Below are 23,103 nucleotides of genomic sequence, written 5' to 3' on the forward strand. Positions count from 1 at the left end.
CGGCGTGCGCTGCGCCTAGGCCATCCTGCCCCGACCCAGAAGGACCCCTCGTGTTCGGCAACCTCTCCGACCGGCTCACCGCCTCCTTCAACCAGCTGCGCGGCAAGGGCCGCCTGACCGAGGCCGACGTCGATGCCACCGTCGGCGAGATCCGCCGCGCCCTGCTGGAGGCCGACGTCGCCCTGCCGGTGGTGCGCGCCTTCACCGCGGCGGTGCGCGAGAAGGCCACCGACGCCGCCCGCTCCCAGGTCCTCAACCCCGGCCAGCAGGTCGTCAAGATCGTCAACGAGGAGCTCGTCGAGATCCTGGGTGGGGCCACCCGCGAGATCAACTGGGCCGACCACGGCCCCACCATCATCATGCTCGCCGGCCTCCAGGGCGCCGGTAAGACCACCCTGGCCGGCAAGCTCGGGCGCTGGCTGCGCGACCAGGGCAAGCGGGTCCTGCTGGTGGCCTCCGACCTCCAGCGGCCCAACGCCGTCACCCAGCTCAGCGTCGTGGCTGAGCGCGCCGGGGTGCACGTGTGGGCCCCCGAGCCCGGCAACGGGGTGGGCGACCCGGTGGCCGTGGCCCGCTCCGGCGTGGAGCGCGCGCGCGAGAGCGGCTACGACGTCGTCGTGGTGGACACCGCCGGGCGCCTGGGCGTGGACGCCGAGATGATGGACCAGGCCATCCGCATCCGCGACGCCGTCAGCCCCCACGAGATCCTCTTCGTCCTGGACGCCATGGTGGGCCAGGACGCCGTCAACACCTCGGTGGCCTTCCGCGACGGCGTGGGCTTCACCGGCGTGGTGCTGTCCAAGCTCGACGGCGACGCCCGCGGCGGTGCGGCCCTGTCGGTGCGCGGGGTGACCGGGGCCCCGGTCCTGTTCTCCTCCACCGGTGAGGGCCTGGGGGACTTCGAGCGCTTCCACGCCGACCGCATGGCCTCTCGCATCCTGGACATGGGCGACCTGCTCACCCTCATCGAGCAGGCCGAGCGCACCATGGACCGCCAGGAGGCCGAGGACGCCGCCGCCAAGCTGGTCAAGGGCACCTTCACGCTGGACGACTTCCTGTCCCAGCTGCGCCAGATCCGCAAGATGGGCTCCATGAAGAAGCTGCTGGGCATGATGCCCGGCATGGGCCAGATGCGCGAGGCCCTGGAGAGCTTCGATGAGCGCGAGGTCGACCGCATCGAGGCCATCGTGTGCTCCATGACCCCGGCCGAGCGCAAGGACCTGTCCATCCTCAACGGCTCGCGCCGCTCGCGCATCGCCAAGGGCTCGGGCACCACCGTCCAGGCCGTCAACGAGCTGGTGGAGCGCTTCGAGCAGGCCAAGAGGATGATGGAGGCCATGGCCTCCGGCGGCATGGACGGGCTGGGCGCCGGGGGAGGGATGACGGGCATGGGCTCCCTGCCCGGCACCGGCAAGCACTCCAAGGGGCGCCAGGCCCCCAAGGCCAGGAAGAAGGGCAAGGGCGGCAGCAGGAAGGGCCGTTCGGGCAACCCCGCCAAGGCGGCGCGCCAGGCCAAGGAGTCGGCTGCCCGGTCCGAGGAGGCCGCCCAGGCGCCCGTGGCCGGCTCGGCCTTCGGGCTGGGCGGGGCAGCGGGCTCCTACGGGATCATGCCCGAGTCCTCCCCGGCGCCCGAGGCGCCCTCGCAGGCCGGTGCCGAGGAGGCCACGTCCGCCCTGCCCGAGGACCTGCGCCGCCACCTGGGGCTGTGAGCCGGCTGGGGGCAGCGGCGCCCGGGCCCGGGGCATCCCCCGGGGCCGGGGCACCGCTGACCCGGCGGGCCGGGGAGGGCTACGTCGTCCCCGGCGGGCTGGTCGACGTCCACTGCCACATCGGGCTGGGACCCGGTGGCGCCGTCGACCGTCCCACCGCCCTGGCCCAGGCGCGCGCCGCCGCGAGGGCCGGCATCGGCCTCATCCGCGACTGCGGGGCGCCCACCGACACCCACTGGCTGGAGGACCCCGCCCAGATCCGTGCCGTGGGCGCCGCGGGGATGGCCGCGCCTGGTGCGCGTGGCGCCGATGCCGATGGCCAGCGCGATCGGGATGGTGGTCGGGGCGCTGGCGGCCTGCCGCCCCTGCCGCGCCTCATCCGCGCCGGGCGCCACCTGGCCCGCCCCAAGCGGTACCTGCGCGGCTTCGCCGAGGAGCTGGACTCCCCGGGCGCCCTGATTGAGGCGGTGGCGCGCCAGGCCGGGTCCGGGGACGGCTGGGTCAAGATCGTCGCGGACTGGATCGACCGCTCCCAGGGGGCCGATGCGGATATCGCGCCCCTGTGGCCCGCACCGGTCCTGGCCGAGGCGGTGGCCGCCGCCCACGAGGCCGGGGCCCGGGTGACCGCCCACACCTTCAGCCGTGCGGCGCTGGGGCCGCTCATCGAGGCGGGGGTGGACTGCCTGGAGCACGCCACCGGCGCCGGCCCCGAGGAGATCGCCGAGATCGCGGCCCGCGGCATCGCCGTGACGCCCACCTTCCTCCAGGTCGACCGCTTCCCGGCCTTCGCCGCGCAGGGGGGAGGAAAGTACCCTCGCTACGCGGCCACGGTCACGGCCCTGCACGCGGCCCATGACGAGCAGGTCGCCGCCATGCACGCCGCCGGGGTCCGGCTCCTGCCCGGCTCCGACGCCGGAGGCGCCCTGCCCCACGACGCCCTGCCCGCCGAACTGCTGGCCTGGCGCCGGGCGGGCCTGGCCGATGCGCAGATCCTGCGCCTGGCCACCCTCAGCGCCAGGGAGTTCCTGGGCGTGCCGGTGGGCGTGCCGGCCGACCCCCGGCAGGCCGGGCCGGTGGTCTACCCCCGCGACCCTGCCGAGGACCTCGCCGCCCTGCTGGAGGCGGGGCCCGCGGCCTGAGGCGGGCGCGAGATGCTCCAGGGCGCCTGGGGCGGCTCGGGGGACTCGGGGAGGGGCGTGCCGTCCCCGTTGGTTGGTGGCCGATAGGCTGGGGCCATGAACACCACCTCAGGGGCGCGCATCCGGCGGCTGCGGCTGACGAACTACCGCAGTGTCGCCTCCTGCGATCTGGCACTGGGAGACCTGGCGGTGCTCGTGGGCCCGAACGGGGCAGGGAAGTCGAATATCCTCGACGCGCTCGCCTTCCTCAAGCAGGCGCTCTCCACGGGCCTGGGTGAGGCTATCGATGATCGTGGCGCGGATCAGATCGCTTATCGGGCTTCACGTGAGCTCCAGGCGCCCCGCGTTGAGGTGGAGGTGGAGATCGAGGGTCTCCCCGGCGGTGGCAGCGGCACGTACTCGGTGTCCTTCACCGTCACTCCGACCATCGCGCCGGTGATCACGGTGCACTCCGAGAAGTGCGCAGTGCGCACTGCTGAGGGTGCGCACTGCGCTGGTTTCTCCACCAAGACCGGCATGGCCGAGGTCGATGGCGTGCGGATACCTGTGCCCGCGATCGAGGGCTCGTCCCTGATCCTTGGGGCCTTGGCAGGGTATGACCACTTCGCGGCCGTCCGCAGGGCCCTGCTCTCCACAGCCGTGAGTGCGCCCCGGCCTGATGCGATGCGCCTGGTGACGCATCATGGGGTGGGCAAGGGGCTTGAGCGCGAGGCCGGGAACCTGGCCGCAGTCCTGCTCTGGCTCCAGCAGGAGATGCCGGAGATCAAGGACAGGGTCGAGGACTATCAGAGGCTCATCGTGCCGGGCCTGCAGACGGTCAGTCCGCGCGAGGCCGGGGGTGCCTATGTCCTCGACTTCGAGCTCGGCTCCCAGGGACCGGATGACGCCTTCCCGCTGCTCGCCGGCGTTATGAGCGACGGAACGCTCCGTGCCCTGGGCATTCTCACCGCCCTCTTCGCACCCCAGGGGGATGGGGTCCTCGGGCCAGTCGTGGTCGAGGAGCCTGAGACCGCGCTGCATCCCGCTGCCGCGGGCATTCTCTTCGACGCCGTCCGGGACGCCTCCTACAGGCGTCAGGTGCTGGTGACCACTCACAGTGGTGACCTTCTCGATGCTGGCGACCTTGCTCCCTCCGAGCTGTTCGCGGTCCGATCTGAGGCCGGGGGCACTCATGTGGGGCCACTGGACGCCGGCGGTAGGCTGGCCCTGGATGAGTCGCTGTTCAGCGCCGGGGAGCTCCTGCGCACCGACCAGCTCCAGCCCGCTCCGGATTCCCTGTCATGACAACGATCGTGGGCTCCGTCGTCGAGGGCCATGGTGAGGTCATGGCGCTTCCGGAATTGCTGCGCCGAATCGCCTATGAGGCCAGCATCTTCGATATCGAGGTGCGTCAGCCCCATCGAGTGGGGCGCGATCACATGAAGTCCGCCAAGGTCAGGGATGCGGTGCGGATGCTCTGGAAGCGCATCGAGCAAGGGGGAGGGGCTGGGATCGTCGTCGTCCTCTACGACTCTGATGATGACGACCCGGAGGAATGCGTGGAGGCGACCCGCACTGCGCTGGAGGGTCATGAGGCCGTCGTGGCCGTGGCGGTCCGCGAGTACGAGGCATGGTTCCTCGCGGGGATCGAATCGCTTCGCGGCCATCGGGCGATCAAGGATGACGCCGTCTATGACAAGGACCCTGAAGTGAAGCGGGGAGCCAAGGAGGCCCTTGAGAAGCAGATGGTCGAGAAGTATGTGGAGACACGCCATCAGGTCGCCTTCTCAGCAGAACTGGACTTGGATACCGCCGCTAAACGCTCGCCCTCCTTCGCGCGTTTCCGAGAGCAGTACCTCGAAGCACTCGCAGCAGTGACCACGGCTCACGCGTGAAACGCGAGTGCGGGGTACAGAATGCGATGACCCCGCACTCGCATTGTGCACCCCGCACTCGCATGTCAGGCGCTGATGACCTCGATGGGGCAGCGCGTGCCCGGGGCCGCGGCGATGCGCGCATCGCCGCTGACCAGGGTTCAGCCCTCCGCCTCGGCCAGCGTGACATAGGCGGCGACATAGGAGGAGAGGCCATCCTTGAGCTTCCAGATCCGGCTCACCAGTGGCGCCGCCGGCCCCAGGCCCTTGCGGTCCTGCTGCGCCCGCGCAGCATCAAGGATCCCCAGGGCCTGGGCAGGATCGAGCCGCGCCGCCGCCTCCTGGTGCGCCAGGCACTCCAGGGCCTCGATGGTGCTGGCCCGGCTGTGCTCCCGGATCACCAGCTCCAGGAGGTAGGCCTGCAGGGACTGCCCGCGCCTCCTTGCGCGCTCAGCCAGGGCCTGGCGGACCTCCTCAGGGACATTCCGGATCTGCAGGGCAACCGTGCATGCATTTCACATGCAACCTCTGCCTGAGGAGGCGGCGCGAGGCGTGAGACCGGCTGGCGGGACGGGGATGGGGGAGCGCCATGAGCACCGAGGCGGGCCTCCGCTCCGGGCGGCTGGCGGGATGGGGGAGGAGCCTCACAGCCAGCCGTTGCGCTCGGCGGTGCGGGCGGCCTCGGTCCGGTTGCGGGCATGGGTCTTGGAGATCGCGCTGGACAGGTAGTTGCGCACCGTCCCCTCGCCCAGGTGCAGGGCCCGGGCGATGCCGTGCGCGTCATCCCCGCGCGCGGCCAGCCGCAGGACCTCCCGCTCCCGGTCCGTGAGCGGGTTGGGGCCCAGAAGCACCGACTCCTGGGCCAGGGTCGGGTCGATGACCCGCATGCCCGAGTGGATGCGGCGCACCGCCTCGGCCAGCTGCTCGGGCGGGGTGTCCTTGACCAGGAAGCCGGCGGCACCGGCCTCCAGGGCCCGGGACAGGTACCCCGGGCGGCCGAAGGTCGTCACGATGAGGCTGCGGCACCCCATCCCCGAGGCGGCCAGGGCCGCGGCGGCGGCCAGGCCATCGCCGTCGGGCATGTCGATGTCGAGCAGCGCCACATCGGCCCGGTGCTCGCGCGCCGCAGCCACCACCTCCCTGCCCGTTCCCACCTGGGCCACCACCTCCAGGTCCGGCTCCAGGCCCAGCAGGGTGGCCAGGGCCCCGCGCACCAGGGCCTGGTCATCGGCGATGAGCAGGCGTATCGGGCCGCTCACAGGATCACCTCCACCTCTGCTCCCCGGCTGCTCCGCGCCTGGCCGGACGGCGGCCGGGGCGCGGGGCTGGTCAGGCGCAGCTCCCCGCCCGCCGCCTCGATGCGCTGGCGAAGGCCGCGCAGGCCGTTGCCGAGGGCCGCCCCGTCCATACCACAGCCATTATCAACCACTCTCAGGCGTCCTGGGGCCACCTCGACCTCCACACAGGAGGCCCCCGCATGGCGCAGGATGTTCGTCGTCGTCTCGCGCAGTGCCCAGGAGATCAGCTCGCGCTGCCCCAGGGGCACCCGATCCACGTCACCGGTGAAGACCGCCTCGATATCCGCCGCCGCGAAGGCGGTGCGCGAGGACTCCACCTGGCTGGCCAGATCAGGGGCGTGCAGCCGGGTCACCGTGGATCGCACATCGGCCAGGGCCGCGCGGGAGAGCTCGATGACCTCGGCCAGCTCCCGCTCGGCCGCCTGCGGGTCGCGGCTGATCAGGCGCTGGGCCACCTCGGCCTTGAGGGTCAGGAGCGTCAGGGAGTGGCCCAGGATGTCATGGACCTCCCGGCTGATCTCCTCGCGCTCGGCCGCCACCGCAGCGGCCCGGTTCTGACGGGAGCGCTGATTCTCCAGCCCGGCGCCGAGCCGCGACAGGACCACGGTCCCCGTCGAGAAGGCGCAGCCCATGGCCAGGTGGTGGACTGGCCTGCTGTCGGTTCCGAGCAGGACGATGAGCAGGATCGCTGAGATCAGCGCTGCGGACAGGATGAGGCCGGTGCGCAGCCTGGTGGTGAACAGGATGATCGCGCAGTAGTAGGGCAGGTAGAAGGCGAACCACCAGTGGATCGCCACCAGGGAGATCCCCGCGCACAGCGTCATCGCCGCCAGCGGGCGCACCAGGGGCGCCAGCTCCTGGCTCAGCGGTGTCGAGGGCGTCAGCTGGGTGAAGTCCCGGATCCTGCTGACCTGCCAGACATAGATGGCGCTGAAGCCGAGGATGCTGCCCACGCCCACCGCCTTGACCCATATCGGGGCAGGGGAGGACAGCACGAGGACGATGGGCCAGGCCATGAAGAGGATCCAGATCGAGGCCCACCAATCGATGCCCAGCCACCCCCTCCGGCCGGCACTGCCGCCCCGCTCCGCCCAGCGCCCGGAGGCCCCCGGGGCCGCCCCACCGCGGGGCCTCGCGCTCATCGGCTTGCTCATCGGGTGCTCCTCGCCATCGCGGGGCGCCTCAGCGGTGCAGCGTGGCCCGGCGGCGGGAGGCCAGGCAGATCAGGGCCAGGATGAGCGTCCATGCCACGAGGTTAGCGAGTTGGAGCCACATGCCCTCCCTGATCGGCCCGGTGGCCGTGACGACCATGTCCTCCAGGATCGGGCGCTGGCTCAGGCCCGCCGCCCCGTAGAGCGGCGTGGCATGGGCGATCGTGAACAGGGTGCCGCCCAGCGGCATGAAGATATTCGACAGGAACCCCCACACCGACACCGAGGCCGAGGCGATGCCCACAGCGCCCTGGGAGGGGAACCACAGGCCGATGGCCAGGCCGTAGAGGGAGAAGGGGATGGTCGGGGTCAGGCACAGCAGGTAGGAGCCCGCCCACACCAGGGGGCTGTCGCACCTGGCGCCCAGGAGGGCCCCGGCGGTGAAGATCAGGGTCACCGGCACCAGGGACAGCAGGACCGCCGCGGCGGTCTTGACGAGGATGTAGGAGCGCATGCCCCCCGGTGTCAGGGCCATCTGCCGCCCCCAGCCCCCGGCCAGCTCGACGGCGGAGGTCCCCGCCACGCTCGTGGCCGCCATGGCCGTGGAGAACACCGCCATATTGACCATGACGACGGCATTGACATTGCCCCGGCCGGCGTCGAAGTCGCCATAGGAGGCCATGGCCCCGAACATGAGGTAGAAGGCCAGCGGCATGATGATGATGAAGATGATGGTATCGGCCCGGATGACGGTGTTGCGCAGCTCGGTGACGATATAGGGCACCAGGCTCGGGCGCTCCCGGTGAGCGGCGCCGGCAGTGCCGGGGGCGGGGACGACTGGGACGGCGGGGGCGGACATGAGCTTCTCCGATCTCCTCGGGGGTGGCAGTGGGTGGTTCTCAGCTGGTCGGTTGCGGATCGCGGGGGTGGTTCCAGGGGCAGTCAGGGTGCTCCGGATCAGGCCGCCGGCGCGGGATCACCGGCGGGGGCCCGGACGAGCTCGGTGAAGACCTCATCCAGGCTCAGGGCGGTGATGCCCAGGTGGTGGGCGGGGGTGCGGGTCAGCAGGAGGCGGGCGACGTCGTCGGGCGCGCTGGTGCGGATCTCCAGGTGCTCCCCGTGCACGGAGGAGCCCAGAACGGCCGGGCCCACCTCGGCGAGCGCCTCGCACAGCTCCGCGGCGCCGGACAGGCCCGGCCAGGTGGCCGTGATCGTGGTGCCCTCGCCCAGGGACCGCACCTCGTCGACCGAGCCGGCCGCCACGATGCGGCCATGGCTGATGATGACGATGCGGTCGGCGAAGTCCGCCGCCTCCTGGAGGTAGTGGGTGGCGAAGAGAACGGCCCGGTCCCCGGCGGCGCGCTCTCGGATCGCGGCCCAGAAGTCCCGGCGCGCCGTGACGTCCATGCCCGCCGTGGGCTCATCGAGGACCATGAGGTCGGGGTTGCCCAGGAGAGCCAGGGCCAGGCGCAGGCGCTGGCGCTCGCCACCGGAGCACTTGACCACCTTGCGGCGCAGGATCGGCGTGATCCCGGCCAGCCGGGTGACCGCGGCGATGTCGTGGCGGGCCCCGCGCATGGCGGCCACGATGCTGATCGTCTGGCCCACCGTGTAGTCGGGCAGGAGGCCGCCCTCCTGGAGGATGGCGCCTGTGCGCATCCGCCTGGCGGCCTGGGCGGGTGCGGCGCCGAAGACCCGGGCAGTGCCGGCCTCGGCTGTGGTGAAACCGAGGATGATGTCCAGGGTGGTGGACTTCCCGGCCCCATTGGGGCCCAGGAAGGCGACGATCTCACCGGGCCGGACGGTCAGGTCGATGCCGTCCACGGCGCGGATGCGCCCGAAGGTCTTGACCAGGCCGGTGATCTCCACGGCGGCGCCGGTGCCCACGGCCGCGGGGGCGCCACGACCGGCCTCCAGGGGCGCGGCGGTGGAGGAGGCGGTGAGAGGGGGAGGGCTGTTGCGGGTGGTGACTGTCGTGCTCATGGCCCCAGGGTGATCCGCGGGTGCGCGAGCCGGTACTGAGCGCTGTCACCGCCTGGGGATGACAGGTGTCATGCGCGGATCGTGGGCGGCCGGGGCAGTAGTGGTGGCACTGGCCTGCGGCGCGGCCTGCCGAACGCAGGGGTGTCCGCAGGATGCGGGTCTCCCGGAAGGAAAGGCGCATATACCGGCCATGGGACTCGGGGCTGACAAGGACCGGCCATCCTTGGTGGCGGCACGGCGGAGACGCCCTGATACGGAGATGCGCCTACTGTGCGGGGGCGTAGGCGGCGAGACCCGACTCCGTGATCGCTATCAGGAGGCCGTCGCGGGCGATGGTCACCTTGGCTCGGTGGTCGAAGAGCGGCGGGGGAAGGGGAACCATCCGGTTGTGATCGAGATCGAGGATTCGCACTTGTCCATATCGGGCGGAGACGCCACGGCCAATGATGAGATAGTTCTGATACCTTGATGTTGTTGTGCCGAGATAGAGAACGGGCATTGGAAGAAAATCGGAGTTCCCGCCCGTGACGCGGGACTGGCCGTTGGAGCATGCGTTCTTGTGCTTGCATTTAAGGGAGACTGAGGCCCATGACGTGTTGTCCTGCGAGAATGCTGCCTTGTACTGCTCGAGTGTGGGGACGCCGGAATCGCTCAAGAGCAATGTGCTGAAGCCGTGCCTCGCCGTGTAGGACTCGATCTGCGTGCCATCAGGCGCGAGTGAGCTGATGGCCCGGTCCGTCTTGTGGTCGTGGGTCAAGAGCCACCCGTCAGCGGCTGGAATAAGATCGAAGGTAATGCTGCTGGGATCCCGGGTCTCTGTGATCTGCCCGTCGGCCAATGAGATGAAAATGATGCTCGGAATCTCGTCGCTCCCGTTGAATACCTGGGCTGGTGCGATGCCGTCCACGACGGGGTATCCCAGGGGTGTGACTCCGAGACTGAATGAGGGTGAGTGTTCTCCGGGGAAATCGACCGGACCCCAGCGCAGGGAGGCGGCTCCCTCGCTCAGGTCCCAGCCGGTGCAGGTGGGTGTCCGATAGAGGCAGGTGACGATGGTGTCCTCGGTGGCGAGCACGACGATGCTCTGGCGGTCCCATGGGGCCTCGATGTCCTCCCCCGTGGCGGGGTCGAGGATCCCCTGGTAGGTCACCAGTGCGGAGGAGGTCAGAGTGACCAGTCCATCGGCGCGGTCTCGTGACCATATCTCTTGAGGGATCCCATTCGAGAGGCTGTATCCGTGCAGGCGGGGGTGGGTCTCGCCCTTCTGGTCATAGACGATGAGGTAGTCATCGTTGACACGGGTATCCGCCGTCCTTCGCGAGAACTGGTCGATATCCGTGGTCCAGATCTGCTGCCATGTGTCGTCGGCGGTCGACGTGGCGGTAGGGGGTGGGGCGGAAGCTGCTCCGCTCGTCGGGGACGGGCCCGTGCGGTGTGAGGCGCTGGGTGGGGAGGCCGTCAGGGCCGGGACCTCAGAGCGGCTGTTGAGGATGTCCACCAGGGCAGCGGCGGTGAGCGTGATGACAAGCGCCACGGCGCTGGCGGCGAGGAGCATGGCTGTCCGACTGCGAGGGGCCCTGTGGTTGAACCCTCCTGAGAGGGTCCGCTTGCTCCGTGGGCCCTGATTCGGGGGTGGAGGTGCGGGTTCCTTTCCCGTGCGGGAGTCATGGCCGTGCTTGTCGCGGAGCCGGGGAGGCTGCAGGGAGCGGTTCAGCCTCGGGCTCCGCTGATGCGTCGAGGGCGCGGGCGGGCGCAGCAGACGTGACAGGAAGGAGCCGGAGGTGCCGGGTGGGCGGATCCCCGAGGGGGCGCCCGGTGGGCGCAGGCGGGAGGAGGGGAACTTCATGGTGTCAGTATCGTCTCAGCGCACCAGGGCGGTCCACGGGCTCCCGTCCTCCTGGACGGTGCTTGGCGTTGCCTGGGTGCGGAGTTTCGCGCTGGCGCTCCATATGCGAAGCACAGGCGACCAGGCTCTCATCCTCAACGCCGATGAGCGTATCGGGTTGGGCCGCCGCCGTTGGTCTGCCTCTGCTTGCGCAGGACAGAGCTATCCGCCAGGACGCGAAGGTGACCATGGGAAGCCCCCGCGACTCCCCGTTCAGTGCGATCCGCCGGGATGAGAGCCGGTACTGAGCACTGACACCGCCTGGGGATGACAGGTGTCATGGGCCGGTCGCCGGTCGCCGGTCGCCGGTGGCCTGCGGTCGCCTTGGGCGTTGCACATCTTCAAGAATCGACCGTCTGGTTGATCCGCGTGATTCCGCGGTTCGGCTGCCTGGGGCCGGTCTGAGCGACGCTGAAGATGTGCAGCGGTGACCTGGCTGCACATCTTCAGCCCGCACCGGGCTCGGCCACTGGCGGGATTCTGCGGGAGAAGTGGGGCAGGGCGGTGGGCCGGGACCTGAAGATGTGCAGCAAGGGCTGGGGCGCGGCTGATGGTGCGGGGCGGGCTGCGCCGCCAGGCGCCTTCCCCGGCTGTGCGCCGTCGTCCACAAGGCGCGCGCTCCACGGCGGCCCGGTGGCGAGCGGCCTCGCCGCCCGCAGCACCCTGTGGGCGATCTCGCACGGGACTCCGGCGGATCGGAGGGCGGGGAGGTGGCGGCCACCGCCCGGCCTCTGGCAAAATCTCCCGCTGTACTCGGCTGGACGTCGGTCCCTCTCCCGGCCCCGGTCGCGTCTCGGCTCACGCCGGAAACCGTTGCTTGACCCCACCGGGGACCAGCGCGCGCCAAACCGATTGAGAACCAGGAGTTCCACCAAGTGGCAGTCAAGATTCGCCTCAAGCGCATGGGCAAGAAGTTCGCCCCCTTCTACCGGGTCGTCGTCCTGGACTCCCGCAAGAAGCGCGACGGCCGTGTCATCGAGGAGATTGGTCTGTACGACCCGATGCAGGAGCCCTCGCTCATCCGCATCGACTCCGAGCGCGCCCAGTACTGGCTCGGCGTGGGCGCCCAGCCCACCGACGCCGTCTTCAAGCTGCTGAAGATCACCGGCGACTACCAGGCCTTCAAGGGCCTGGCGGGCGCCGAGGGCACCTTGAAGGTCAAGGACGCCGAGGCGGCCTCGGCCGCCAGGCAGGAGGCCGTCAAGGCGGCCGCCGCCGACGCCGAGAAGCGCAAGGCCGCCGCCGCAGAGGCCAAGGCCAAGGCTGAGAAGGAGGCCGAGGAGGCGCAGTCCGCCGAGGCCCCCGAGGACAGCGCCGAGGCCCCCACCGGCGACGGCGCCGAGGCGTCCGAGGAGGCCTGAGATGCTGGCTGACGCCCTCGAGCACCTCGTGCGCGGCATCGTCGACAACCCCGACGACGTCACCGTCACCTCCCGCTCGCTGCGGCGCGGCGACCTGCTCGAGGTGCGGGTCAACCCCGAGGACCTCGGCCGCGTCATCGGCCGCTCAGGGCGCACCGCCCGGGCCCTGCGCACCGTCGTGGGCGCCCTGGCCGACTCGCCGGTGCGCGTCGACGTCGTCGACACCGACCGGCGCTGAGCCCAGCACGACACCATCGCAGTGCCCGGCCCCATCCAGGGGCCGGGCACTGCGCTCATGCCGCCCTGCCGCACATGGCTGGCGCCGCCCGCCGGCCCGCAGCGGCCGGGTGGGGGCCTCTCACCACCGGGCCCGCCGGGCACGGCCGGCACCGGCGCGCCGGAGGGCGGGGTGGGGCGGGCCGCACTGCGGATACCTCACACCCGCCCAGCGCGGCTCACGGGCCCGGGCGCGGTAGGTTGGGGCCAGTCCGCCCGCCTGCCACGCATTGGAGACCAGGTGCTTCTCACCGTCGCCGTCATCGGCCCGGCCCACGCCCTCAAGGGCGAGGTCCGCCTTGAGATCCGCACGGATGATCCCCGCGGTCGCCTGGCCGAGGGGACCAGCCTGCCCACCGACCCCGCCTCGGCCGGGCCCCTGACGGTCTCCCGCCTGCGCTTCGACGGCACGCGCTGGTTCGCCGCCTTCGACCAGGCCCGCGACCGCACCGCCGCCGAGGCCCTCCGGGGCGTGCGCCTGCTCGTGGACACCGATGAGGAGATCGAGCAGGACGACGATGAGTCCTGGTACCGCCACCAGCTCATCGGCCTGCGCGCCCTGTCCACACGGGGGGAGCACATGGGCGAGGTCGTCGACCTGGAGCCGGGCGTGGCCCAGGACCGGCTCGTCGTGCGCACCCCCCAGGGCCGGCGCGTCGCCGTCCCCTTCGTCGCCCCGCTCGTGCCCGAGGTCGATCCGGAGGGCGGGACCGTCACCCTCGACCCGCCCGGCGGCCTGTTCCCCGAGGATGGCCCCGAGGACGACGGTGCCGCCGCGGGTGCGGCCGCAGAGGCGGCCGAGGACCTCGGCGAGGGCGCGGACGAGGATGCCGCAGGCACCGGGGGGCGCCGGTGAGGATCGACGTCGTCACGATCTTCCCCGACTACCTGCGCGCCCTGGACCTGTCCCTCATCGGCAGGGCCGCGGCCGGCGGGGCCCTGGACCTGGCCGTCCACGACCTGCGGGAATGGACCACCGACCGCCACCGCACCGTCGATGACACCCCGATCGGCGGGGGAGCGGGCATGGTGATGAAGCCCGACATCTGGGGCCGGGCCCTCGACGAGGTCCTCGCCGCCCCGGGCCCCGGCCCCGCCGGCGAGGCGCGGCCCCGGCCGGTGCTCATCATCCCGACCCCGGCCGGGGAGGTCTTCACCCAGCGCACCGCCGAGGAGCTGGCCGGCGCCCAGCACCTGGTCCTCGCCTGCGGGCGCTACGAGGGCATCGATGGGCGCGTCGCCCGCCACTACGCCCAGCAGGGGGTGGAGGTGCGCGAGCTGAGCATCGGGGACTACGTCCTCAACGGCGGCGAGGCCGCCGCACTGGTCATCATCGAGGCCGTCGCCCGCCTCCTGCCCGGGGTCCTGGGCAACCCGGACTCCGTGGTCGAGGAGTCCCACGGCTCCTCAGGACTGCTGGAGTACGAGGTCCACACCCGCCCCACCGCCTGGAGGGGCCTGGAGGTCGATCCCGTCCTGCTCAGCGGGGACCATGCCCGCATCGCCCGCGCCCGCCGCGACCAGTCCATCGCCCGCACCGCGGCGCGCCGCCCCGACCTCATCGCCGCCCTCGACGCCGCCGCGCTGGACGCGCAGGACCGCGCCGCCCTGGCCGCCCATGGGTGGGTCGCGCCCCCCGGTGCCCCCTACCCGCGCCCGCTGACGATCCGGCCCGCACGCGCCGCGGACGCGGCCGAGCTCGTGGACCTGGCGGCCCGCACCTTCCCCGACGCCTGCCCCGGGCACATCCCGCCGGAGTACATCCGCCAGCACGTGGAGACCCACCTGACCCCCGAGCTGTTCTCCTGCTGGATCGAGGATGAGCGCGTCGGCCTCTTCGTCGCCGAGCTCCCCGAGGGCGCCCCGGCCGCCCAGGCCCCGGTCCCGCCGGGCCGCCTGGTGGGCTACAGCGCCGTTATCATCGAGGCCCCCGACCAGACCGGGGCCCTGCCGCCCGGCCTGGACGAGCGCCCGCCCGGCCTGCCGGCCGGCCCCGACGACCTGATCGCCGAGCTGTCCAAGGTCTATGTCGACGCCGCCATGCGCGGCTCCGGACTGGCCCCGGCCCTCGTGGAGGCCGCCGTCGCGCATGCCGCCGATCGCGGCGCCGACCTGGTGTGGCTGGGCACCGCCACCGCCAACAGGCGCGCCCAGAAGGCCTACCGGCGCTCCGGCTTCGCCGTCGCGGGGGCGCGGGACTACCGGGTGGGGGAGCAGGTCTGCCGCGACGTCGTCATGGTCCGCAGGCCCGGCCCCGCCGCCGCGCCGACGGTGAGGAGCGCCGGGGGAGCCTCGTGAGACGGGATGAGAGCGGCGCCGAGAACGTGACTGAGGATGGCAGCAGGGAGAGCATGACTGAGACGCACACCGACAACAGCGCCGACAGCGCCGTCAAGGCCGCCCGGGCCGGTGGTGCCGACCAGGGCAGGGGCGCACCGCGGGCGGACGATCCGGAGCAGGACCCCGGCCCGGCCCTCGGCCCCGTGCAGGCCCGCCTCGTGCGCTGGGGGATCACCGCCCTGTACGCGGTCGGCGCTGTTCTCATCGTGGCCCTGGTGCGCACCTTCATCGTGCAGTCCTTCATCATCCCCTCGGGCTCCATGGAGGACACCCTGGTGGAGGGCGACCGGGTGGTGGTCACCATGTACGACTCCGAGCAGATCGAGCGGGGCGACGTCGTGGTCTTCACCGACCCCGACAACTGGCTGGATGTCACCGAGCCCACCGGCCTGCGGGGCCTGGGCCAGGACATCCTGGAGACGGTGCGGATCCTGCCCCGGGACGCGGGCCACCACCTCATCAAGCGCGTCATCGGCCTGCCCGGGGACCACGTCGTGGCCGACGGCGAGGGCTCCCTGAGCGTCAACGGCGTGCCGATCCAGGAGCCCTACCTCAAGCCGGGCCGCCTGGCCTCCGAGGTGCCCTTCGACGTCGTCGTGCCCGAGGGGCATGTGTGGGTCATGGGGGACAACCGCTCCAACTCCGCCGACTCCCGCTTCCACCGCACCGACGCCCACGGCGGCTTCGTCCCCCTGGGCAACGTCATCGGCGTGGCCAAGTCGGTGGTCTGGCCGGTGGGCCACTGGGCGGGGCTGTCCCAGGGGGAGCAGGCCTTCTCCGAGGTCCCCGAGCCCGAGGCCACCGCCACGACCAGTGCCTCCCGGAGCCCCGCGGCGCCGTCGGCCGTGGTCGGCGCCGGGCCGGGCGTGAACTCCGGCACGTCGGCCCCGGGGGCCTCGCCGCTCACCGGGCGCCTGTGGCACACTGAGCGGGCTCTGGGGCTCCGCACGGCCTCCGCCACTGGGGCGGCTCTGCATCAAGGAGACCCTCGGGCATCCCGACCTCGGCGCGAGCCGGCCCTGAGTGGCTGAGGCCCACGCGCCGCCGGACAAGCACCCCTGACCAGTGGCACGGGTGTGGAGAGAACCATGAACCTGATCGACCAGATCAACCAGGCCTCCCTGCGCGACGACATCCCGGCCTTCCGCCCCGGTGACACCCTCAAGGTGCACGTCAAGGTCGTCGAGGGCTCGCGCAGCCGTGTGCAGGTCTTCCAGGGAGTCGTCATCGCCCGCCAGGGCGCAGGCGTCTCGGAGACCTTCACCATCCGCAAGGTCTCCTTCGGCGTCGGCGTCGAGCGCACCTTCCCGGTCCACACCCCCTCCATCGACAGGATCGAGGTCGTCAGCCGCGGCCGCGTGCGCCGCGCCAAGCTGTACTACCTGCGCAACCTGCGCGGCAAGGCAGCCAAGATCAAGGAGCGCCGCGAGGTCTGAGCCCTCGCCTCCGGTAGCGCCCCGGGGCCGGCAGGGCCCCGGGGCCGCCTGCATCAGCGGCCCGCCGCCACCGCCTCCCGCCAACCGCCCCGGCGCCCCATCGCCCGGGCGCCTGCAGCCCCACCTGCCCGACCAGACGAAACCAGCACCGCACCAGGCCGCCCATGACGAGAAGAGGGATACGGTGAGCGCACCGCACGACGATGCCCCCGGCAGCCCTCCTGCGCCCGTCCGCCCGGAGCCGGCCCCCACCCTCGACGAGGCCGAGTCGCCCGCCCGCACTGCGGCCAGCGCCCCCACCAGTCCCTCCCCCCAGGACCCCGCCGACCCGGCCGATGAGGAGCCCGGCGCCCCCGAGGTGCTCCCGGCCCCCGCCGTCCTGCCCCCCTCCATCCCGCCCCGACAGCGCCCGCTTCCCTCCATCGCCCCGGCCTCCTCTCAGGCCCGTGCCCGGCGCCCGCGCTTCCCCTCCACCCTGACCGTCTTCGTCCTCATCCTGCTCTTCGCGGCGCTGTTCAAGAGCTATGTCCTGCAGACCTACGAGATCCCCTCGGGCTCCATGGAGGATACCCTGCGCTCGGGGGACCAGGTCGCCGTGACCATGTACGACTCCGAGCAGATCGAGCGGGGCGACGTCGTGGTCTTCACCGACCCCGACAACTGGCTGGATGTCACCGAGCCCACCGGTGTGCGCGGCCTCGTCCAGGACACCCTCGAGCTCCTCCGGCTCCTGCCCCAGGACACCGGGCACCACCTCATCAAGCGCGTCATCGGCGTGGGGGGCGACCACATCGTGGCCGATGGCCAGGGCTCCCTGAGCGTCAACGGGGTCCCCGTCGACGAGTCCTACCTCAAGCCCGGGACCCTGGCCTCCGAGGTGCCCTTCGACGTCGTCGTGCCCGAGGGGCATGTGTGGGTCATGGGGGACAACCGCTCCAACTCCGCCGACTCCCGCTTCCACCGCACCGACGCCCACGGCGGCTTCGTGCCCCGGGAGAACATCGTGGGCGTGGCCCGCTCCGTCATCTGGCCCGTCGGCCGGTGGGAGCGCCTGGGGCAGGGCCGTGAGGTCTTCGCCCACGTGGACCAGCAGGACCAGGACTCCGACCCCGCGGCCCAGGAGGGCCAGTGAGCGGGGGCCGGTGAGCCCGCGGTCCCGCATCCGGCCCGACCGCGCCCTGGAGACCGAGCTGCTCGCGGGCACCGCACTGGTCGCGGGGATGGACGAGGTCGGGCGCGGCGCGCTGGCCGGCCCGGTGAGCGTGGGGCTCGCGGTGGTCTCGCGCGCCACCCCGGCCCGAATGCCCCCGGGCCTGGCCGACTCCAAGCAGTTGACCGCCCGGCGCCGCCAGGGCCTGGTCTCACCGGTGCGCCAGTGGGTGGTGGACTGCGCGGTGGCCCACGCCTGGCCCCAGGAGATCGACAGCCTCGGGATCATCGGCGCGCTCAGGCTCGCCGGCCTGCGAGCCCTGGAGGAGGTCAGCGGGCGCGGGCACCGACCCGGCGCCATCATCCTGGACGGCAGCGCCAACTGGCTGGCCCCGCCGTCCCCCGACCTGCTGCCCGGCCTCGATCCCCTGCCCGCCCGGGCCCTTCCAGGGGCGGTGCCCGGCCCGCCGGGAGCCGGGGCGGGGCAGGGCGGCGGCGGTGGGGCGCTGCCGCCCGTGCACATGCGGATCAAGGCCGATGCGCGCTGCGCCGTCGTCGCCGCGGCCTCCGTCCTGGCCAAGGTCGAGCGTGACGGGCTCATGGAGGAGCTGGCGGATCCCGGCTACGGGTGGGCCTCCAACAAGGGCTATGCCAGTCCCGCCCACATCAGCGCCCTGGCGCGACTGGGGGCCAGCGAGCAGCACCGCCGCAGCTGGCGCCTGCCCGGCCTGGAGGGCCGCACCGCCTCCGGGTGATCACCCCTGCGCCCCACCGGGCGGAGCCCGGGGCATGGAGCCGGCCCGGGGTTGCCCAGCCCACCCGGCATCGGTGCCGACTCGCCCAGCAGCCTGGCGGCGGTACGCGACCGCGGCGGGCATGATGGCCCGGTGAGCGCTGAAGACCTCGAGGCCTATGAGAACGAGCTGGAGCTCTCCCTGTACCGGGAGTACCGCGACGTCGTCTCGCTGTTCTCCTATGTGGTGGAGACCGAGCGCCGCTTCTACCTGGCCAACGCCGTGGACGTCCAGGTGCGGGGCAACGGCGAGGAGGTCTTCTTCGAGCTGACCCTGGAGGACGCCTGGGTGTGGGACATCTACCGGACCTCGCGCTTCGTGAAGTCCGTGCACGTGGTGACCTTCAAGGACGTCAACGTCGAGGAGCTGACCAAGCTGGAGATGGACATCCCCTCCTAGCCGTCCTTCCCCGGGGTCCTGGTCGGGGTGGGTGGGGCCGGCAGTGATGCGCCGCCGGGAGGAACAAGAGGGCCCAGGGGGCCACGCGCTCCGGGAGATCAGCGTGTCGCCGGGAGGGACACGGGCTCGGGAGGGCGGTGGGGCCGCAGGTTGGGCGTCACTTCGCGACAAGCGCGATATTTCGCGACGTGGACGGTACTTGCAGGTGTCGCTCTTTGCGCGAAGTGACGCCTCCGTCGTGAAGTGAGGCCCCATCGAACCTGGCCCGTCGCCAGCCCCACCCATCACCCTCCCGGCTGACAACCTCCCAGGCAAGCGCCCCCAGAGCGAGGCCCCGGGCCGGACCTGGGGCGCCTTGCCCGGGACGCCCCTGCCGGATCGGCGGTATCGCGCAGCGAGCCGGTCACCCCAGGTCGTCCCGCTGCACCCTCCCTCCACAGGGCCGGTCCCAGGCGCTGCACGGCTCGCCGGTGGCGCAGCACCCTGGTCGCGGAGGTGATCATCGTGCCCCTACCCATCGCAGTGACCGCAGACCCCCGCAGCGCCGAGCGGGCCCGCACCGGGCGCCATGGCGAGGACCTGGCCGCCGCCTACCTGTCCGACATCGGCTGGCAGGTCCTGGATCGCAACTGGCGGCCGGGCAGAGGGATGCGCGGCGAGCTCGATCTCATCGCCCTGGAGGCGACCCCGCGGAGCGCTCGGCCAGTCCTGGTGGTCATCGAGGTCAAGACCCGCCGCTCCCTGCGCCAGGGGCCGCCGGCCGCCGCCGTGGACGGGCGCAAGCTCGCCCGCCTGCGGGCACTGGCCGCAGCCTGGGCCGCAGCGCACCGGGTGGCCCACTCGTGGCTGCGCATCGACGTCATCTCGGTGCTGCTGCCCGAGGAGGGCCCCGCCCAGCTGCGCCACCACCGGGGAGTGGGTCTGTGATGGGCCTGGCGCGCACCCTGGCGGTCACCCTCACCGGCCTGCGCGGGCACCTGGTCGAGGTCGAGGCCCACTGCGCCCAGGGGCTGCCCGGATTCACCCTCGTGGGCCTGCCCGACGCCGCCGTGCGCGAGTCGCGCGAGCGCGTGCGCGCCGCCCTGAGCAGCTGCGGCGTCACCTGGGGCGAGCACCGCCTGACCGTCAACCTCTCACCGGCGGACCTGCGCAAGAGCGGCACCGGGCTGGACCTGGCCCTGGCCCTGGCGGTGCTGGGCGCTCGCGGCAGGCTCGGCAGCAGGGCCGCCGCGCAGCTGGAGCGGACGGTCTACATCGGCGAGCTCGGGCTGGACGGCTCGGTCCACCCGGTGCGCGGTGTGCTGCCCTGCGTCCAGGCGGCCGTCAGTGCCGGGATCGAGGAGATCGTCGTCTCCCAGGGCGCTGCGGCCGAGGCCGGGCTCGTTCCGGGCGCCCAGGTGACGGCCGTATCCCATGTGGGCCAGCTCGTGGAGCGCTACGGCGGCCGGCTGCCCGCAGCCGTGGCCTCGGCGGTGGCGAGGATCGGGGAGCGGCCGGAGGCCCGCTCGCGGGAGGCATCGGGGCAGATGGCACCTGAGCATCCCGATCTCGCCGACGTCGTCGGCCAGGCCGAGGCCCGCCACGCCCTGGAGGTGGCCGCTGCCGGGGGCCACCACCTGCTCATGGTGGGGCCTCCGGGAGCCGGCAAGACGATGCTCGCCGAGCGCCTGCCCTCGATCCTGCCGCCCCTGGAGCAGGCCGATGCCGTCACCGTCACGGCCATCCACTCCGTGGCCGGGACCTTCAACCCCGATGCGGGCCTCATCACCGCGCCCCCCTTGCGCAGCCCCCACCACACCGCCACCCGGGCCGCCGTGGTCGGCGGGGGATCGGGCATGCCCCGCCCCGGGGATGCCTCCCTGGCCCACCGAGGGGTGCTCTTCCTGGATGAGGCCCCGGAGTTCAGCGCCGGGATCCTGGACTGCCTGCGCCAGCCGCTGGAGTCGGGGACAGTCACCATCGACCGTGTCGGCGGGCGCGCCACCTACCCCGCCGCCTTCCAGCTGGTCCTGGCGGCCAACCCCTGCCCCTGCGGGAAGGCCGGGGGACGCGGGCTGGAGTGCACCTGCACCTCCCTGCAACGGCGCCGCTACTTCTCGCGCCTGTCCGGCCCGTTGCTGGACCGGGTGGACATCCAGGTGGGGCTCACCGCCGTCAGCGTCACCGACCTCGCGCATGCCGACGACGGGGAGCCAAGCGCCGTGGTGGCGCAGCGGGTGGCCCGGGCGCGCGAGCGCACCCGGCGCCGGCTTGCGGGCACGCCCTGGAGGCTCAATGCCGAGGTCCCCGGATCCTACCTGCGCGGCCCCGACGGAGGCCTGCCAGATGCGCTGGGCAAGCGCCTCATCGCGGCCATGGAGCGCGGCGACCTGTCCCTGCGCGGGGCGGACCGCGTCCTGCGGCTGACCTGGACACTGGCCGACCTCGACTGCGCCACCACCCCCACCCTCACCCATCTTGGGACCGCCCTGGCCCTGCGAACCTCAGGAGCACGACCATGAGCCAGTCACCGACCAGCCGCCCCGCCGCGCACTGCGCCGCCTCCCCCGCCGCGCCGACAGGCGATGGTGCGTCGGCCGGTCAGGGGAAGCCGCCTCCTGCGGCGCGCCTGCCCTACGACCACCACGATCCCGCCCTGGCCCGCGCCACCTGGTCGCGCCTGGCCGAGCCGGCCGATCAGGCCGCCTGCGCCCTGGTCGGCGCCCTGGGGGCCGCCAGCGCCCTGGACTGGCTGCTGGAGGAGGCCCTGGACGCCCGGGGGCGGGTGCGCAGCGCTCCGCGCCCGCCCCTGCCCACCGGCGGGGAGGCGCCCAGGGCCAGCGCGCACTGGGCCCAGGCGGCCTCCCGGTGGGTGCCGCGCCTGGAGGGCCTGGACATCCGCCGCGAGCTCGACATCCTCGACAGGCTGGCCGGGAGCCTCATCATCCCCGGCGACCCGTGGTGGCCCCCGGGCCTGGAGGAGCTGGAGCACCCGCCCTTCTGCCTGTGGCTGCGCGGGGACCCGGCACTCCTGGTCAGCGCCCGGGACCTCCAGGCCGGATCAGGCGCCCCGGGTGGCGGTGCCGCCACTGCCGGTCCCGGCTGCGAGGGCTCCAGGGGCGTGGAGCGCTCCGAGCGCACCGAGAGCACCGCCAATGGTGAGAGCTCCGAGACCCGCCGGGGAGGCGGGAGCGGCGAGGGCGCCGGCAGCGGAGGCGGGGGCCGCCGCCTTCCCGCGCGGGAGGATCGCATGCCCGTGGGCCCGGCCCGGGGCAGCAGTATTGCGCTGGTCGGCGCCCGCGCCTCCACCCGCTACGGCGATGAGGCCGCCAGCGCCCTGGCCTCGGGCATGACGACGCGCGGCGCCCTGGTCATCTCCGGCGGGGCCTTCGGCGTGGACGCCTGCGCCCACCGCGGCTCCCTGACGGCGGGGCCCACACTGTCCGTGGCGGCCGGGGGAGTGGACCGCCTCTACCCGGCCGGCAACGCCGAGCTCCTTCAGGCGGTCATCGCCGAGGGGGCCCTGGTGGCCGAGGCCCCGCCCGGCTGCCAGCCGGCCCGGCACCGCTTCCTGACCCGCAACCGGCTCATCGCCGCCATGGCCGGCGCCACCATCGTCGTGGAGGCGGCCTGGCGCTCGGGGGCACTGTCCACCGCCCATCACGCGATGGAGATCGGCAGGCCCGTGGGCGCCGTGCCGGGCCCCATCACCTCCATGGCCTCGGTGGGGTGCCACCGCCTCCTGCGCAAGGGCGCCGTCTGCATCACCGACGTCGATGACGCCCTGGAGCTCGTGGGCCCCCTGGGCGCCGTCGACGCCGATGCCGCCAGGGCCCAGGATCCGCGCCTGGCCGGGAGCGGGCTCCTGGACGGCCTGGATCCGGACAGCGCCGTGGTCCTGGACGCCCTGCCCGCACGCGCCTCGGCCACGACGGAGGCCGTCGCCCGGGCCAGTGGGCTCTCCGTGCGCGAGGCCACCGCCGCCCTGGGCATCCTCGAGCTCGCGGGCAGAGTGGAGCGCGGCGGCAAGGGCTGGAGGCGCCGCTGCCCGTGAGGGGCTGCGCCAGCCCCTGGTCGAGGAGCAGGTGATCGAGGCAGCCCTCGACCTGCTGGAGAGCGCGCTGCCTGAAGGCGGGATCGGGGGTGACGGGAAAGCGCATGGCCAGCCCGTCGCCGGCCCATCGGCGAGGCCGGGCAGGGTGGTCGCCGCCGGAGCCGCCCGCACCCTGGGCCTGCGCGCCGACGGTGCGGTCCTGGCGATGGGGGCCAACACCTATGGGCACAGGGGCCTGAGTGCGCTCGCGCCTCAGCCCGAGCCTCGGCGGCGCTGAGCACCACCGCGGCTATGGTG

At 72.8% G+C, this 23,103-nt stretch carries 23 protein-coding genes and 1 pseudogene; 17 read left to right on the top strand and 7 right to left on the bottom strand.

Translation table 11 applies throughout. The features are described 5' to 3' along the window. Nucleotides 1–50: 50 nt before the first annotated feature. From ffh to J5X07_RS02200, 4 genes are all read left to right on the top strand, one after another. The gene (gene ffh / locus J5X07_RS02185) at nucleotides 51–1,709 is read left to right on the top strand and encodes a signal recognition particle protein (RefSeq protein ID WP_208478515.1); all 1,659 of its coding nucleotides are present in this window, start codon (nucleotides 51–53) and stop codon (nucleotides 1,707–1,709) included. Further along, nucleotides 1,706–2,848 carry an amidohydrolase family protein gene (locus J5X07_RS02190; protein ID WP_208478516.1) on the top strand — a complete coding sequence of 381 codons (1,143 nt, stop codon included), beginning with the start codon at nucleotides 1,706–1,708 and terminating at the stop codon, nucleotides 2,846–2,848. The genes ffh and J5X07_RS02190 overlap by 4 nt, the downstream gene beginning before the upstream one ends. Nucleotides 2,849–2,944: 96 nt before the next feature. Beyond that, nucleotides 2,945–4,132 (top strand): AAA family ATPase, encoded by a 1,188-nt coding sequence (locus tag J5X07_RS02195; protein ID WP_208478517.1) that lies wholly within the window; start codon nucleotides 2,945–2,947, stop codon nucleotides 4,130–4,132. Further along, nucleotides 4,129–4,722, top strand: a complete 594-nt coding sequence (locus J5X07_RS02200) for a DUF4276 family protein (RefSeq protein ID WP_208478518.1) — start codon at nucleotides 4,129–4,131, stop codon at nucleotides 4,720–4,722. The genes J5X07_RS02195 and J5X07_RS02200 overlap by 4 nt, the downstream gene beginning before the upstream one ends. A gap of 140 nt (nucleotides 4,723–4,862) precedes the next feature. On the opposite strand, the gene J5X07_RS02205 is transcribed toward J5X07_RS02200, so the two are convergent. From J5X07_RS02205 to J5X07_RS02230, 7 genes and pseudogenes are all read right to left on the bottom strand, one after another. Next, nucleotides 4,863–5,102, bottom strand: coding sequence for a hypothetical protein (locus J5X07_RS02205; protein WP_208478519.1), 240 nt, complete (start codon nucleotides 5,100–5,102; stop codon nucleotides 4,863–4,865). A 15-nt stretch (nucleotides 5,103–5,117) separates the two neighbouring features. Continuing rightward, nucleotides 5,118–5,198 (bottom strand): annotated as a pseudogene (locus J5X07_RS13460) (FitA-like ribbon-helix-helix domain-containing protein); the annotation flags it as partial. A gap of 147 nt (nucleotides 5,199–5,345) precedes the next feature. Further along, the gene (locus J5X07_RS02210) at nucleotides 5,346–5,960 is read right to left on the bottom strand and encodes a response regulator transcription factor (RefSeq protein ID WP_208478520.1); all 615 of its coding nucleotides are present in this window, start codon (nucleotides 5,958–5,960) and stop codon (nucleotides 5,346–5,348) included. Then, nucleotides 5,957–7,153 (bottom strand): sensor histidine kinase, encoded by a 1,197-nt coding sequence (locus J5X07_RS02215; protein WP_243896328.1) that lies wholly within the window; start codon nucleotides 7,151–7,153, stop codon nucleotides 5,957–5,959. The genes J5X07_RS02210 and J5X07_RS02215 overlap by 4 nt, the downstream gene beginning before the upstream one ends. Before the next feature lie 28 nt (nucleotides 7,154–7,181). Next, entirely contained in the window at nucleotides 7,182–8,009 is an 828-nt protein-coding gene (locus J5X07_RS02220; protein ID WP_124933305.1) for an ABC transporter, read from the bottom strand. A 98-nt stretch (nucleotides 8,010–8,107) separates the two neighbouring features. Then, nucleotides 8,108–9,133: an ABC transporter ATP-binding protein gene (locus J5X07_RS02225; RefSeq protein WP_208478521.1), complete on the bottom strand. Its 1,026-nt coding sequence runs from the start codon at nucleotides 9,131–9,133 to the stop codon at nucleotides 8,108–8,110. A gap of 265 nt (nucleotides 9,134–9,398) precedes the next feature. Beyond that, nucleotides 9,399–10,688: a hypothetical protein gene (locus J5X07_RS02230; protein ID WP_208478522.1), complete on the bottom strand. Its 1,290-nt coding sequence runs from the start codon at nucleotides 10,686–10,688 to the stop codon at nucleotides 9,399–9,401. 1,205 nt (nucleotides 10,689–11,893) lie between these two features. On the opposite strand from J5X07_RS02230, the gene rpsP reads away from it, so the two are divergent. From rpsP to J5X07_RS02295, 13 genes are all read left to right on the top strand, one after another. After that, complete coding sequence (rpsP, locus tag J5X07_RS02235) at nucleotides 11,894–12,379, top strand: 30S ribosomal protein S16 (protein WP_124933308.1); 486 nt, start codon at nucleotides 11,894–11,896, stop codon at nucleotides 12,377–12,379. Between the two features lies 1 nt (nucleotide 12,380). Beyond that, nucleotides 12,381–12,617, top strand: a complete 237-nt coding sequence (locus J5X07_RS02240) for an RNA-binding protein (protein ID WP_003786440.1) — start codon at nucleotides 12,381–12,383, stop codon at nucleotides 12,615–12,617. 279 nt (nucleotides 12,618–12,896) lie between these two features. Beyond that, the gene (gene rimM, locus J5X07_RS02245) at nucleotides 12,897–13,511 is read left to right on the top strand and encodes a ribosome maturation factor RimM (RefSeq protein WP_208478523.1); all 615 of its coding nucleotides are present in this window, start codon (nucleotides 12,897–12,899) and stop codon (nucleotides 13,509–13,511) included. Next, nucleotides 13,508–14,953, top strand: a complete 1,446-nt coding sequence (gene trmD / locus J5X07_RS02250; protein ID WP_208478524.1) for a tRNA (guanosine(37)-N1)-methyltransferase TrmD — start codon at nucleotides 13,508–13,510, stop codon at nucleotides 14,951–14,953. Before rimM ends, trmD begins: the two co-directional genes overlap by 4 nt. A gap of 53 nt (nucleotides 14,954–15,006) precedes the next feature. Next, nucleotides 15,007–16,026: a signal peptidase I gene (lepB, locus tag J5X07_RS02255; RefSeq protein ID WP_208478525.1), complete on the top strand. Its 1,020-nt coding sequence runs from the start codon at nucleotides 15,007–15,009 to the stop codon at nucleotides 16,024–16,026. Nucleotides 16,027–16,083: 57 nt separating this feature from the next. Further along, nucleotides 16,084–16,431: a 50S ribosomal protein L19 gene (gene rplS / locus J5X07_RS02260; RefSeq protein ID WP_124933311.1), complete on the top strand. Its 348-nt coding sequence runs from the start codon at nucleotides 16,084–16,086 to the stop codon at nucleotides 16,429–16,431. 184 nt (nucleotides 16,432–16,615) lie between these two features. Further along, complete coding sequence (gene lepB, locus J5X07_RS12805; RefSeq protein WP_341769378.1) at nucleotides 16,616–17,563, top strand: signal peptidase I; 948 nt, start codon at nucleotides 16,616–16,618, stop codon at nucleotides 17,561–17,563. 10 nt (nucleotides 17,564–17,573) lie between these two features. Continuing rightward, nucleotides 17,574–18,335 carry a ribonuclease HII gene (locus J5X07_RS02270; RefSeq protein ID WP_208478526.1) on the top strand — a complete coding sequence of 254 codons (762 nt, stop codon included), beginning with the start codon at nucleotides 17,574–17,576 and terminating at the stop codon, nucleotides 18,333–18,335. Between the two features lie 132 nt (nucleotides 18,336–18,467). Continuing rightward, the gene (locus tag J5X07_RS02275; RefSeq protein ID WP_026426588.1) at nucleotides 18,468–18,773 is read left to right on the top strand and encodes a DUF2469 domain-containing protein; all 306 of its coding nucleotides are present in this window, start codon (nucleotides 18,468–18,470) and stop codon (nucleotides 18,771–18,773) included. A gap of 495 nt (nucleotides 18,774–19,268) precedes the next feature. After that, nucleotides 19,269–19,700, top strand: a complete 432-nt coding sequence (locus tag J5X07_RS02280) for a YraN family protein (RefSeq protein WP_424924074.1) — start codon at nucleotides 19,269–19,271, stop codon at nucleotides 19,698–19,700. Continuing rightward, entirely contained in the window at nucleotides 19,700–21,274 is a 1,575-nt protein-coding gene (locus J5X07_RS02285; RefSeq protein ID WP_208478565.1) for a YifB family Mg chelatase-like AAA ATPase, read from the top strand. The genes J5X07_RS02280 and J5X07_RS02285 overlap by 1 nt, the downstream gene beginning before the upstream one ends. Continuing rightward, nucleotides 21,271–22,806, top strand: a complete 1,536-nt coding sequence (locus J5X07_RS02290) for a DNA-processing protein DprA (protein WP_208478527.1) — start codon at nucleotides 21,271–21,273, stop codon at nucleotides 22,804–22,806. The genes J5X07_RS02285 and J5X07_RS02290 overlap by 4 nt, the downstream gene beginning before the upstream one ends. Nucleotides 22,807–22,837: 31 nt before the next feature. Continuing rightward, complete coding sequence (locus J5X07_RS02295; RefSeq protein WP_124933315.1) at nucleotides 22,838–23,083, top strand: RCC1-like domain-containing protein; 246 nt, start codon at nucleotides 22,838–22,840, stop codon at nucleotides 23,081–23,083. The last annotated feature ends 20 nt before the right edge of the window (nucleotides 23,084–23,103 follow it).

The organism is Actinomyces bowdenii, assembly GCF_017592395.1.
GTDB lineage: Bacteria > Actinomycetota > Actinomycetes > Actinomycetales > Actinomycetaceae > Actinomyces > Actinomyces bowdenii.

Excerpts from the sequence above, each read along its gene's own strand:
- J5X07_RS02285 (WP_208478565.1), top strand. The coding sequence starts at position 19,700 with ATGGGCCTGGCGCGCACCCTGGCGGTCACCCTCACCGGCCTGCGCGGG.
- J5X07_RS02240 (WP_003786440.1), top strand. The coding sequence starts at position 12,381 with ATGCTGGCTGACGCCCTCGAGCACCTCGTGCGCGGCATCGTCGACAAC.
- J5X07_RS02195 (WP_208478517.1), top strand. The coding sequence starts at position 2,945 with ATGAACACCACCTCAGGGGCGCGCATCCGGCGGCTGCGGCTGACGAAC.
- J5X07_RS02220 (WP_124933305.1), bottom strand. The coding sequence starts at position 8,009 with ATGTCCGCCCCCGCCGTCCCAGTCGTCCCCGCCCCCGGCACTGCCGGC.
- J5X07_RS02225 (WP_208478521.1), bottom strand. The coding sequence starts at position 9,133 with ATGAGCACGACAGTCACCACCCGCAACAGCCCTCCCCCTCTCACCGCC.
- J5X07_RS02290 (WP_208478527.1), top strand. The coding sequence starts at position 21,271 with ATGAGCCAGTCACCGACCAGCCGCCCCGCCGCGCACTGCGCCGCCTCC.
- lepB (WP_208478525.1), top strand. The coding sequence starts at position 15,007 with ATGACTGAGACGCACACCGACAACAGCGCCGACAGCGCCGTCAAGGCC.
- rplS (WP_124933311.1), top strand. The coding sequence starts at position 16,084 with ATGAACCTGATCGACCAGATCAACCAGGCCTCCCTGCGCGACGACATC.
- J5X07_RS02200 (WP_208478518.1), top strand. The coding sequence starts at position 4,129 with ATGACAACGATCGTGGGCTCCGTCGTCGAGGGCCATGGTGAGGTCATG.
- J5X07_RS02215 (WP_243896328.1), bottom strand. The coding sequence starts at position 7,153 with ATGAGCAAGCCGATGAGCGCGAGGCCCCGCGGTGGGGCGGCCCCGGGG.
- J5X07_RS02230 (WP_208478522.1), bottom strand. The coding sequence starts at position 10,688 with ATGCTCCTCGCCGCCAGCGCCGTGGCGCTTGTCATCACGCTCACCGCC.